Here is a 12,694-nt window from a genome sequence, read left to right as displayed (position 1 = left end):
AAATATCATAGAAAATAAAATATGTCAGACAAAAAAAAGTAATCTTGCACACCGCTTTTGAGTTTGCTATTTTTACATAAATCTAAGTAAGTGAAAGTTAAAATCTCATATCTAAATTCACAGGGACGTGACAACATAGCTGAAGTTGTTGATATGTTTTCAAAGGATAGAGGTCCATTGACTTTTGAATTACTTGAGAATAATTATTCTTCGGATCACTTTCAATATCATCGAGATTTAACAAAAATATCCATTGATGATTTGAAGGAATTGTCCAGGTTAATTAGGTTAGATCACTCGATAGGAAGTGATGACTTCGTTGTTGTAATCTCTCAAAAAACTATTGATGCCTCAGTAATTAATATTACATCATTAAAAGATTGGTATAGTTTCTATTACGAACAGAATATACTAGTTAAGTCAGGTGGTTGGAGTAATATAACAGAGGGTAAACCATATCTTGCTATTGCTCATCAAATCATTGAAAATATATTTCAATACCTCGGTAAACTGGATTTAAATTCTATTCGTTTACAAGATTCTATTCATATGGAAACAGAAGTTTGTATTAATGATTTTTGTGAAAAACCAAATGAAACTAAGGGGAAAATTAGATCGGGTTACATTTGTAGGAGCTGTATACAATCAGCATTAAATTATACCTCCAATGATTATGTTATTCAAATTAAAAACATCTTAAGTAGAATTAGTAATCGGTTAAGAGAGAACTATGACTTTAACTTTTCCGATAATGAATTGAAAATTCAGGTAACTGAAAATTATAAAATTGAAATTGGTGGGCAACCTTTGGATTTTGGTCATAAAGGTAAATTATCTCATATTGTTTATCTCTTTTACTTAATCAATCACAAGTCTAAGTTTGGACGTAAGGATCTTTCAATAGGTGGTGTGGCTCACGAAAAATTCATGTTATTATATAATCATATATATAGTAAAATATATGAAGATGAGGTTAATCGGTACGTGAAGAGTATAACATCAGTTCATTCAAGGATTTCCACCCGTATAAAAAATCAATTGAATATTGAGGCGTTGGCTCATAAGTATGGTTTTAACTCTTCAAATACAAAACAAGATGTTACAGTGTATTACATTGATATCTCCCCAGAACACCTAAGTATTCCCTCAGATCTTTTGAGTTTTAAAGTGAATTACTGATATCCTAAATTTCAATCGCAGCGCTGCGATTGAGGTATACCTTTTCCTTTCGTGATTTCTTTGTGGTATAATTTAAAACTTTATATCATGAAAAATTCAATGGAACAATTCGAAGTTGTAAAAATCGATCAAATCGTAAAAGTTGAAGAATTTAAAAACTTCTATGAATCACAAACCGATGATTCTGAAAACCAATTAAAATCTTCTTTAGAACAGGAAGGACAGTTATTGCCTTTAACTCTTTCAAGAGATTTTCAATTAATTGATGGTTATCGCCGACTTAAGTTACTATGTGCTTTATGTAAAACAGAAGTAAAAGTTCAATTTGTAGATATAGAACCATCTATCGACCTACGTTTATCCTTTAATATATATCGAGTAAAGACCGCCAACGACCTTACTAAAGAAGTGTTACAGGTTTTTAAATCGGTTGAAAAACGACAAGGTCAAGGGAACAACGGAAAATCTTACGATCGTTACGAGATTGTCAAAGAGAAACTAAACTACCGCTGGAAATCTCCCAAGGCAATCCGCCAGTTTGATAAAATTATCGAAAATGACTTTGAGAATAATTTGTTATTAAACGGAGTTGTGAACAAAGGGTGGAGTTTATCTGACTGTGAAAAATATCTAAGTGAATTAAAAGAGATTGATTTAACCAAAAATCATGGATTCACAGCAGAGTTAACAAAAGGAGACCTTACCATTAAACAAGTCAATAAATTTATTGAAGAAAAAGAGAACCTTCAAAACAATTATAAGGACACCTTTGTAATTCCGAATAAGGCAACTTCTTTTAAAATGAATTGTGTTGATATAGTTGATGTGCCCTCGTATACAAGAAGTGTAGCAACCTTGTTTACTTCCATTCCGTATTATATGTTGCGTGGTTATGATAAGAAAAACTTGTCATCTGAATTGGGACATGAAAAGACACCTGAAGAGTTTGCGGATAACATTGGGGAGGTTTTTGGGAAGGTTGAAGGAGTTCTTAATGAAACTTCAAATGTGTTTGTAAATGTTGGAGACACCTATGATAATGGTTGTGCCATGGATATATCGGGTTTGGTGAAAGCAGCGATCTTAAAACACACAAAACTTAAATACAAAGAGTGTATCATCTGGTCCAAACCGAATCCTCATCCACAGGGAGAACAAGTAAAAAGACCCATAAATCAGATTGAATATATTTTATGGTTCGTGGTTGATCCTTCAAAATCGAAGTACAACTTATTAAAATATACGGATCAGGAAAAAGAGGTAAGGATTACGACTGGTGCTAAAGACGTGGATAAAAACGGGAATGTATCTAAGAAAACAAAATCACTCTCAAAACCCTATAAGAAGATCTACAACCACATTGCAGCTCAAGATGTGGATCATATGATTAAGTGTGCCACAGGTAAAAATAAACCAGCATACGATGCCTTCCCAACAGGTCACCCTGCATTGATGTCTGAACTTCTTCCAGTAATACCGATTTTAATGACAACAGACGAAACTGATTTGGTGTACGATCCTTTTGGGGGTGCTAATACCACTGGTAGAATTTCTTTACTACTCAACAGACAATACTTAGGTACCGAACTTTCAACTCACTATCACAGGGTGGGTTGTAAGGTTCTTGAAAATACAATTGAAGAGATCAATCAGAATGATTTAGAGATTATCAATAGTGAGTATAAGGAAGTAGAAGAATTAACTGTAGCAGCATAAAATAATGAAAGTTTTAGTGCCAAATAATTTAAACGTACCTGAATTGATTGAAGAATTGAATCTCTCTAATCGAAGACAGAAATATGTTAAAGAGAAAATATATCATTTGATATCAAGAGTTGTGGCAACACATAAAAATATTAAAAAGTTTGAAAAAAATGGATACACCGGATTGTGTTCTAAAGAACTCAATATGATCTTAAATAGAGATTATAAATTGATTTTAGATCTATTAAAAGATAAAAATGTGATTGAGTTAGATGTCAATTATTTAAAAGGTGTGAGGTGTAATAAAATCAAGTTAAACGATCAATATCAAAAAAAAGATAAGGTATTAAAAACCATAAGGAGAGAACATAAAACAGCACCCTCTAAAACCCAGTTATTAGATAGTTACTTCAACTACAACTTAGAAATACAAAAAGGGTACAAGAATCATGTAAAACACATATACGATACCCTGCGTCAAGAATTAACAAATGACAATCAGTTACTGGTTCTTAAAAATAAAATTGGAATCTGGTTATTGACAATAAATGATATTGAAACCAATCAGTATTGGTATAATAAATCTACAACCAATTGGAGGTATAATTCAACCATAACAAATAATCCTAAAATATTTAAAAAATATTTAAAATATAATAATGAATCATTGGTTCAAGTAGATCTTAAATGCAGTCAGGTATATCTATTATCAAGTATCTTAAACTATGATTTCTTTAAATCTAATGATCAATTATCATTTCATCAAATAATGAACTCTTTATTAAATGATAAATTCATAAAAGATATTAAATCACACCTCTTTTCTCCCTTAATGTTTGCGCACTTTGAGCAAAGAAAGTATTTGGGGAAAGATGAGATAACAATTAGAGATCATCACGAATTTCAAAAATTTAGAGACGCACCATTTCAAGAAGATTTCTATTCACATTTATTTGAATTGGAACATGGAGTTTCTCCCACGGGTGCTCAACGTAAATCAATCAAAAAGGATATCATGTATGTATTGTTTCAAAACAATAGAAAACATCGAGAATTGTTGGAAGGAGTTCGGTTATTAGAGAAGTTTTATCCTTTCGTAAATCAATTTATTCTCAAGATTATGGACAAAGTAGGGAAGAGGAATTTCTCCTTATTACTGCAGCGGGTGGAGAGTTACCTAATATTGGATTGTGTGGTTCCAGAATTCCATAGACGATGTCTTGCAGCTCCAATTTTCACAATCCATGATTGTATCATTACAACGGAACAACATAAGTTAGAACTAACGAATGTGATGTTTGAAGTACTTCACGAAAAAACAGGTATTAAACCCGGTTTATCGGTTGAAAAGTTAGATTCCTCAGATCCACTTGATGATAATTTTATAAAGGAAATAAGAGATGATATCTATAAGAAATCAACGAAGAGTAGATTTAAAAAAATGAGTTGGTCAATACTGGACAAACACATCGAAACCACAAATGAATTTTTGAAGAACAACTAAAAAAACAAAATAATGAAAGAACAAACCATACAAATATTGAATGTAACAAAAGACGAACTAATCCAAATCGTTAAAGAAGGTGTCAAATTAGAATTGAACCGACAGAAGGCAATAGGTCAGACTACTTTTAATAACTCACATGAAAAGTATTTGAGTAGAAGTGAAACTGCAAAATTACTTCATGTAACAGAGGTAACTCTTAATAATTGGGAAAAGAAAAATATACTTGTTCCGAGTAGAATGGGTAGACGTGTCTTATATAAAGAGGCTGAAGTTTTGGAGAGATTGGACCATGCTGCTTAATTAAAGTATAACAGTATAAATGTTATGTAATGTTACAGACTGCGCACACCTTTGAGCACACCCTAAAAACCAAAAAACCCGTAAATCATTGTTTATAAATGAGTTACGGGATAATTTTGTGGTACCTCCAGGAATCGAACCAGGGACACAAGGATTTTCAGTCCTTTGCTCTACCAACTGAGCTAAGGTACCATTGCCTTAGCGGATGCAAATATAAAATGTTTTTTTACATCTACTAATGAAAAGTTAAAAAAATCTATTGTATTTTTGAAAAACAATAAAAAGCCAAGTGTGAATTTAGTTATAGATGTTGGGAATACAAGAGTTAAAGCAGCTGTTTTTGAGGAAGATAAACTGCTGTCCTTGTTTGTTTTTGACAAAAAAAGAATACTGACTGAAGTGCGAAAAATTTTAAAAAATTTCACAATCCATGCTGGAATCATTTCGTCTGTTGCCTCAATTTCTGATTTTAAGCTTCAAAAACTAAAGCAGATCTTTCCCTTTACGGTTGTTTCATCCAAAACTAAGGTTTCTTTTCATAATAAGTATTCGACGCCTAATACCCTCGGTGTAGATCGAATTGCTTTGATTGTAGCTGCTCAAAAACAGTTTCCTCAAAAAAATGTATTGGTAATCGATGCAGGAACTTGTTTAACCTTTGATTTTATCCAAAGTAATTCCGATTATTTGGGAGGTGCAATTTCACTATGAATGCAAATGCGATTTGAAGCGCTTCACAAATTTACGGCAAAATTGCCCTTAATAACTGCTGAGATTCCTACTGATTTTATTGGAAATTCAACAAACCAAAGTATGTGTTCTGGGGTTGTAAATGGTGTTCTCAATGAAATAGAAGGGGCGATTTCTCTTTATAAAAAGAAATATTCAGATTTAACAGTAGTTTTAACAGGAGGAGATACAAATTTCTTGTTAAAACAATTAAAAAGTAGCATATTTGCCAATCAAAATTTTCTCCTCTTCGGATTAAATGAAATATTGATTTTTAACAAAAGCAAATGATTCAAAAAATCTTAATTGTATTTTTACTTATAACATCAAGCATCGTTTTCGGTCAAAGAACAACTTCCTCTCCCTACTCATTTTTTGGAATCGGTGAAGAGTTTAGTTCTCAAACAATAGAGCAAGCGAGTATGGGAGGTGTTGGAGCTGCTTTTAATAGCCCTCAATCTTTAAACTTCACCAATCCAGCAGCCTATTCCGATTTAAAATTTACGACCTATACCTTTGGGATATTGAGTAAAGACTTAACCGTTAAAACGATTGCTACCAGTCAAACTTCAAATTCTACAAGTATTAGCTATTTCGCATTGGCCTTCCCGATAGGGAAAAAAGCGGGTTTTGCTATTGGGATGCAACCTTTGTCTGCGGTAGGATATTCATTAGAAAATTCTTTATTGGATGCAGCGGGTACTCCTACAGAAATTACAGCATTTTCTGGGAACGGCGGGGTGAATCGATTGTATGGAAGTTTTGGAATGAAAGTCGCCAACGGGTTTTCTGTGGGTGTCGAAGCTGATTTTAGTTTTGGAAAGGTTGAGAATTCGGTAATCAATCAAATAGCAAATGTTCTTTTTGCAACAAAATACAACCAATCTTCTACCGTAAGAGGTGGAAATATAAAATTGGGCGCACAATACTCGAAGGTCCTCAAAAATAAATTAGTTTTAAATGCAGGAAGTTCTTTTAAATTTGGAAGCAACCTCGATGTTCAAGGTGTAGAACGTTTTTACACACTCTCATTTTCTGCAACAGGAGGAGAACAAATTCGAGATGAGGCAGACCAAGTCGTTATAAAAGGACAATATAATTTGCCAATCCAAACTGTTTTTGGAATTGGAATTGGGAAACCACTTCAGTGGCATGCGAGTTTAGACTTCAAATATCAGGATGCAATTCAAACTTCTGGATTTTTAAACAGAACAGGAAGCACTTTTCAATACGATGCATCTAATCGGGTTTCTTTTGGAGGGTTTTATACACCCAAAGCAAATTCTTTTTCAAGTTACTGGGATCGAGTCACCTATCGTGGAGGAATCCGTTATGAAAACACAGGGCTTCTAATTGATGGAGCTGGAACAGGAACAAATTTCTCCAAAGTAAATGACTTTGGCATATCTTTTGGTTTAGGATTACCATTGGGAAGAAGATTATCGAATGTCAATTTAGGTTTTGAATATGGAAAAAAAGGAACTACTAGTAATAATTTGATTCAAGAGAATTATTTCAATATACGAGTAGGATTAACCTTAAATGCTTCTGGAAGACAAGCTTGGTTTCAGAAAAGAAGAATAGATTAATAATAAAACAAGAACAATGAAGAAAATTACGTTTTTATTTGCTGCCCTATTATTTATGTCAACAGCAAAAACAAATGCTCAGGACAATCAAAGAGAGTGTGCCATTAAGTACAACCTTTTTAAAGGAGATTTTAAATCAAAAAAATATGAGGATGCTTTTGTGAATTGGCAGTTCTTAATGGATAACTGTAAAGATTTATCTGTAAATATTTATAAGTATGGAGCAACCCTTGCAGAAGATATTAAAAAAGACCCTGTTTTAGCAAAAAGAGTATACGAGCAACGATTGGATATTTTTCCTACCAAAAATCCCGCAAAAGTTCATAGTGATTATGCAACCTATCTATCCGATAATGAATTGGCTGATGAAAATGATGTTTTTTTAATCTTAGAGAAAGCCTATAATATTGACCCTACCAAAATGGGGGTTAAGAATTTGTATAAGTATTTTCAAGGAATGACAGATCGAAATAAAGACACCAATCCTCAAAAAGTATTTGATACTTATGATGACGTATTGGAATCTGTAGGAGAAAAATTGGAAGACTATGCAAAAAAATTAGCGCCATTGAACAAGAAAATTTCTGATAGCATTGCTTTAAATTCCTCAGAAAAGAAGAAATTAAGAATTTATTCAATCAACTCGAATGCCTTAGGACAGGTAGAAGCAGGTTTGGACAATATGATTGTTACCTTATCTACATGTGAGCGTTTGATTCCGCTTTACAATAGAGATTTTGATGCAAATGTATCGAATGCTGCTTGGTTAAAAAGAGCTGTGAGTAGAATGTACAATAAAGAATGTACAGAAGATCCTTTGTATGAAAAACTAGCAAGAGCTTATGCTGAAGCGTCCCCTTCTTCAGATTCCTATTCTTTCGTAGCGGTTGTTCTAGAAAAGAATGGAGATACCCGTGGAGCAGATGAAATGCGTAAAAAAGCTTTCGATTTAGAAGTAGATCCAATTAAGAAGGCAAATTATAAATTGAAGTTCGCTCAATATGCATCAAAAAAAGGTCAAAAATCCAGAGCAAGAAGCTTGGCGAGAGAGGCTTTGAGCTTTAATCCAAACTTAGGAAAAGCCTACTTATTAATTGCAAGTTTGTATGCATCCAGTGTGAACGAATGTGGTTCTGGAGAGTTTCAGAAGCGTATGGTCTATGTAGCGGCTTTAAACAAAGCAAAAAGAGCTTCCGCAGTTGATCCAAGTATCAGTGCTTTGGCAAATAGATATATTAAAACCTATTCTGGAAATGTGCCTGATAAGAAAATGATTTTTACAGCTGGTATCGATCCAGGAACAGCATATACCATAAATTGTTGGATAGGAGAAACCGTAAGAGTACCCAATTAATTTTGAAACTTAGATATCATATACTACTAAAAAGCATTGCTGTTGTTCTTACAACGGGAATGCTTTTTTCTTGTACCAATGATTCTAGGAAAGTACGCGATTTTTTGGCGGATAAAAACTTGCCAATTGGAGTTGCTAAAGATGCCTATCACGAGTATAAAGATTCAGGACGTGTGACATCAAAATTAATTACTCCACTATTACACGACTTTAGCAATCGAAAAAATCATCCGTATAATGAATTTCCTAAAGGAATAAAAATTATTAACTTTAGTAAAAAAAGTAATGATTCTGTGACCATCACAGGGAATTATGCACTGTCATACTCTAAAACAAAAATTTCAGAAATCCTTGGGAACGTGGTTGTAGTCAATCATACAGAACAATCAAGATTAGAAACCGAACAGCTTTATTGGGATCAAAATACAGCCTATTTTTACTCAGAAAAAGCATTTGTTTTAACAACACCTACGAGTATAGTTAAAGGAGTTGGATTTGAGTGCAAAGAAGATTTAAGCAAGCATTTGGCAAAAAATGTTTTAGGAGATATAGAAACACAAGAAGAATAAATTATGAATAAAATTTGGAAATTTTTTCAGTATGGATATTTAATAATTGCAGCAATTTTTTTGATAGAAGCTCTGATTCGTTGGAATTCAGAAAGAGAACGCGCCTATTTGTTTCTTGGTTTTTCTTTTTTTATTACCTTGGTGTTTTTCTTTAAAAGAAGTTTTAGGAAAAAAGTGCAAAAAAGAAACAGTCAAAACAACTAGTCTAGACATCGCAATTTATGGAAATTGAAATCGCAATTATTATTGTTTCAATTGTATTTTCTGCATTCTTCTCAGGAATGGAGATTGCCTTTGTGTCAGCAAATAAACTCCATATTGAGTTAGAAAAAAAGAGAGCAGGTTTTATTGCAAACATTCTGAATAAAATAACTCAAAGATCTTCCAAATTTATTACGACCATGTTGGTCGGGAATAATATTTCACTGGTAATTTACAGTTACTTTATGGGAATAGTTTTGGTAAAAATTTTACCCGTAACCTATGTGAATGAGTTTACAAGTTTGTTGATACAGACCCTGATCTCTACCCTGATTATTTTAGTAACTGCTGAGTTTTTACCCAAAGCAATTTTTAGGATATATTCAAACGAAGTAATGCGAGTCTTTGTGGTTCCCGCCTACTTTTTCTACATCCTTTTTCATTTCTTTTCAGAATTTATCGCAGGGATCTCAGATTTTATGTTGCGTGTTATCTTTAAGTTGAATCCAGATGAACAACAAACAGAGTTTAGTAAGCAGGAATTAGGACATTACATTTCAGAGCAGTTAGAAGTAAGAAATGAAATGGAAGAAATCGATTCAGAAATTCAAATCTTTCAAAATGCGTTAGGATTTCAAAATCTTAAAGCACGAGAGGTTATGGTGCCACGAACAGAAATCGTTGCGCTGGACATTAAAGACTCAGTAGCCAATCTGAAGCAACGATTGATCGATAGCGGACTTTCAAAAATTTTAATTTATAGCAATTCGTTAGATAATGTTGTGGGCTATGTAAATGCTTTTGCTCTTTTTAAAAATCCAAAAACAATAAAATCGATTCTTTTACCAGTTGAAATTGTACCCGAATCGATGATGATTAGCAATATTCTAAACAACCTAATAAAGAAGCGAAAAAGTGTCGCAATTGTAGTGGACGAATATGGAGGAACTTCAGGAATTATCACTGTAGAAGATATCGTTGAAGAACTGTTTGGGGAAATTGAAGATGAACACGATAAACAAGAGTTTTTAGAAGAAAAAATTAAAGAGAATGTGTACCATTTCTCAGCAAGATTGGAAGTGGATTATGTAAACGAAAACTACGACCTAAACATCCCAAAAGAAGAAGCCTACGAGACCATTGGAGGTTTTGTGATCAATGCAACAGAGAATATTCCAGAACAAAATGAGATTGTAATCATTGGGAACTTTGAGATAGAAATTCTCAAAGTGAGCTCTTCTAAAATTGAAGAAATCAGTTTGACACTTTTAGACAAAGAAGACTAATTCTCCCCGCATAAATTTGAAGTCTAGGAAATTCAAATTTCCGATTAATAAGTGAGCTTAGGGTTGCAATATTAAAACCCAAATCGTATATTCGCTTCCTGAAAAATAAATAAATTAGGTATGGCAGTTTTATCAAAAATTAGAGAACGTTCAATGTTCTTAATCATCATTATTGGTTTGGCACTTTTTGCTTTTGTATTGGATCCTTCTACTTTAGGGGATTTATTTAATTCTAGCAAAATAAATGAAATAGGAGAAGTTGATGGTGATGTCATTTCTAAACAAGAATTTGCAACTGCATTGGAGGCATACAAAGCTCAAACCGGAAACTCTATTTCTGATATGCAGGCAACCAAAACAGTATGGGACAATATTGTTAGAAAAAAAATCTATCAAGCTCAATTAGAAAAAGCAGGAATTATTGTGGGTGAAAATGATGTTTGGTCAGAAGTGATCAATTCTCCTTCTGTAAAAGACAATCCACAGTTTCAAAATGAGGCAGGTTTATTTGACGAGCAGAAAGTAAAACAGTTTTTGAAAGACATTGAAGTGAGCAATAAACAATTGTCTGACGCATGGAGTAACTATATTATTCAGCTTAAAGACAATTCAGAAAAAAACACGTACAACAACCTTGTGACCGCTGGTTTAGGAGCTTCTTTAAAAGAGGGAGAAATGACCTACTTAAACAACAATACAAAGATGAGCGCTCAGTTTGTCTACCTTCCTTATTCTTCTGTTGCAGATAGCCTTGTAAAAATAACTACGAGCGAAATCAAGTCGTATATCCAAGCACATGCAAACGAGTATCAAGTAGATGCTTCCAGAGATTTGGCATATGTGAAATTTGATGCAAATGCAACACCAGAAGATGAAGCTGCCATTAAAAATGGACTGGCATCATTATCGGATGACTTTAAAAAAGCAACTTCAAATCTTGCTTTTTTAACTGAAAATGATTCAGACTTAAATCTTGACGACACCTTCAAATTTAAAAATCAAGTTCCTGTAGAGGTTGCAGAGATGATTTTTAACGGAAAAGAAGGCGATGTTTTTGGACCGTATAAAGAAAGTGGTTTTTTTAAAATGACAAAAATTACCGAGGTTGTACAAATGCCTGATTCAGTTAAAGCGAGTCATATTTTAATTCCTTTTGTTGGAGCACAACAAGTAGCGCAAGATGTAACTAGAACAGAAGCTGAAGCAAAAAAATTAGCTGATAGCGTTCTGGTAGTAGTCAAAAGAAACAAGCGAAAATTTAATGGATTGGCAAAAGACTTGTCTTCTGATAAATCTAACTCAAACAAAGGAGGAGATTTAGGATTCTTTAGTTATTCAAGAATGACTCCTGCTTTTAGAGACTTTACTTTTACCAATCGTAAAGGTGCCATGGGTGTTGTGAAAACTCCTTTTGGATTTCATGTTGTCAAAGTAGATGAGCGAAAAAATATTCAAAATGCGATGAAATTAGCAACCATTGCTAAAAAGATTGTTCCTTCTGAAGCTACTGAAAACACCGTTTTTGAAAATGCTGAAAAATTTGCATTGGAAGTTTCTCAAAGTGGAAAATTCTATGATGCAGCAAAAGCAAACAACTATGCAACCCGACCAGCAATTGGTGTAAAAGTTTTAGATGAAAATGTGCCTGGACTTGGGAATCAAAGACAAATCGTTTCTTGGGCTTTTGGAGATGTTCAGGTCGGAGACTTTCAACGTTTTGATACAGAGAATGGACATGTTGTTGCCGTAATCACTGCAAAGACTCAAAAGGGATTAGCACCTGCATCAAAAGTAGCATCTAGCATACGACCTATTTTGTTGAACGAAAAGAAAGCAGCGATTCTCGCTGAAAAGATGAATGCTTCTTCTCTAAATGAGATTGCAAAAGAAAATAGTGTAACTGTAAGAACTGCCGATAATATTAGCTTACAAAGTCCATCTCTTTCAGGAGCAGGATTTGAACCTAAGGTTGTGGGTGCCATGTTTTATGCAAAAGAAAATACATTGTATAGTAATATAGCAGGAAGCAACGGAGTCTATGCCTTTGTAGTTGTAAAGAAAGAGGCACCAACTGCATTGCCAAACTATGATTCTGAAAGAAAAAGAATTGCAGATGCAAGAAAGAGACAAACTTTTAAAATGTATGAAGCGTTGAAAAATGCTGCAGAGATTGAAGATAATAGAGGTTCTTTATATGGTGCAAACTAAGAACTAAAAAAATAGAAGACATAAAAAATCCCGATCAATATTGATCGGGATTTTTTATGCTTAATAGT

The 12,694-nt window shown here is 33.4% G+C and carries 9 protein-coding genes, 1 tRNA gene and 1 pseudogene; 10 read left to right on the top strand and 1 reads right to left on the bottom strand.

The window, feature by feature from the left end:
• The first annotated feature begins 90 nt into the window (after positions 1 to 90).
• The 4 genes from RRF69_RS02540 to RRF69_RS02525 all read left to right on the top strand — a co-directional run bounded on the left by RRF69_RS02540 (position 91) and on the right by RRF69_RS02525 (position 4,690).
• Positions 91 to 1,179: a hypothetical protein gene (locus RRF69_RS02540; protein ID WP_316940421.1), complete on the top strand. Its 1,089-nt coding sequence runs from the start codon at positions 91 to 93 to the stop codon at positions 1,177 to 1,179.
• 87 nt (positions 1,180 to 1,266) lie between these two features.
• The gene (locus RRF69_RS02535; protein ID WP_316940420.1) at positions 1,267 to 2,895 is read left to right on the top strand and encodes a DNA modification methylase; all 1,629 of its coding nucleotides are present in this window, start codon (positions 1,267 to 1,269) and stop codon (positions 2,893 to 2,895) included.
• Between the two features lie 4 nt (positions 2,896 to 2,899).
• Complete coding sequence (locus tag RRF69_RS02530) at positions 2,900 to 4,387, top strand: hypothetical protein (protein WP_316940419.1); 1,488 nt, start codon at positions 2,900 to 2,902, stop codon at positions 4,385 to 4,387.
• Between the two features lie 12 nt (positions 4,388 to 4,399).
• Positions 4,400 to 4,690 carry a helix-turn-helix domain-containing protein gene (locus RRF69_RS02525; RefSeq protein ID WP_069674090.1) on the top strand — a complete coding sequence of 97 codons (291 nt, stop codon included), beginning with the start codon at positions 4,400 to 4,402 and terminating at the stop codon, positions 4,688 to 4,690.
• A 119-nt stretch (positions 4,691 to 4,809) separates the two neighbouring features.
• On the opposite strand, the gene RRF69_RS02520 is transcribed toward RRF69_RS02525, so the two are convergent.
• Positions 4,810 to 4,882 (bottom strand) — tRNA-Phe (locus tag RRF69_RS02520).
• Between the two features lie 99 nt (positions 4,883 to 4,981).
• Here RRF69_RS02520 and RRF69_RS02515 point away from each other — a divergent pair.
• The 6 genes and pseudogenes from RRF69_RS02515 (at position 4,982) to RRF69_RS02490 (ending at position 12,626) form a co-directional block, all read left to right on the top strand.
• Positions 4,982 to 5,710, top strand: a pseudogene (locus RRF69_RS02515) (type III pantothenate kinase).
• Positions 5,707 to 7,008 (top strand): hypothetical protein, encoded by a 1,302-nt coding sequence (locus tag RRF69_RS02510; protein WP_316940417.1) that lies wholly within the window; start codon positions 5,707 to 5,709, stop codon positions 7,006 to 7,008. Before RRF69_RS02515 ends, RRF69_RS02510 begins: the two are co-directional and overlap by 4 nt.
• A gap of 16 nt (positions 7,009 to 7,024) precedes the next feature.
• Positions 7,025 to 8,362 carry a hypothetical protein gene (locus RRF69_RS02505; protein WP_316940416.1) on the top strand — a complete coding sequence of 446 codons (1,338 nt, stop codon included), beginning with the start codon at positions 7,025 to 7,027 and terminating at the stop codon, positions 8,360 to 8,362.
• Between the two features lie 2 nt (positions 8,363 to 8,364).
• Positions 8,365 to 8,931 (top strand): LPS export ABC transporter periplasmic protein LptC, encoded by a 567-nt coding sequence (lptC, locus tag RRF69_RS02500; protein ID WP_316940415.1) that lies wholly within the window; start codon positions 8,365 to 8,367, stop codon positions 8,929 to 8,931.
• Positions 8,932 to 9,152: 221 nt separating this feature from the next.
• Positions 9,153 to 10,418 (top strand): hemolysin family protein, encoded by a 1,266-nt coding sequence (locus RRF69_RS02495; RefSeq protein WP_316940414.1) that lies wholly within the window; start codon positions 9,153 to 9,155, stop codon positions 10,416 to 10,418.
• A gap of 120 nt (positions 10,419 to 10,538) precedes the next feature.
• On the top strand, positions 10,539 to 12,626 hold the full coding sequence (locus tag RRF69_RS02490) for a peptidylprolyl isomerase (protein WP_316940413.1): 2,088 nt from the start codon (positions 10,539 to 10,541) through the stop codon (positions 12,624 to 12,626).
• Positions 12,627 to 12,694 lie beyond the last annotated feature (68 nt).

It is taken from the genome of Polaribacter sp. HL-MS24, assembly GCF_032758595.1.
Classification (GTDB): domain Bacteria; phylum Bacteroidota; class Bacteroidia; order Flavobacteriales; family Flavobacteriaceae; genus Polaribacter.
The sequence above is the reverse complement of the archived record's forward strand: the minus strand, read 5'-3'. Positions and strand labels throughout refer to the sequence as shown.

Excerpts from the sequence above, each read along its gene's own strand:
- RRF69_RS02505 (WP_316940416.1), top strand. The coding sequence starts at position 7,025 with ATGAAGAAAATTACGTTTTTATTTGCTGCCCTATTATTTATGTCAACA.
- RRF69_RS02535 (WP_316940420.1), top strand. The coding sequence starts at position 1,267 with ATGAAAAATTCAATGGAACAATTCGAAGTTGTAAAAATCGATCAAATC.
- RRF69_RS02525 (WP_069674090.1), top strand. The coding sequence starts at position 4,400 with ATGAAAGAACAAACCATACAAATATTGAATGTAACAAAAGACGAACTA.
- RRF69_RS02530 (WP_316940419.1), top strand. The coding sequence starts at position 2,900 with ATGAAAGTTTTAGTGCCAAATAATTTAAACGTACCTGAATTGATTGAA.
- RRF69_RS02510 (WP_316940417.1), top strand. The coding sequence starts at position 5,707 with ATGATTCAAAAAATCTTAATTGTATTTTTACTTATAACATCAAGCATC.
- RRF69_RS02495 (WP_316940414.1), top strand. The coding sequence starts at position 9,153 with ATGGAAATTGAAATCGCAATTATTATTGTTTCAATTGTATTTTCTGCA.
- RRF69_RS02490 (WP_316940413.1), top strand. The coding sequence starts at position 10,539 with ATGGCAGTTTTATCAAAAATTAGAGAACGTTCAATGTTCTTAATCATC.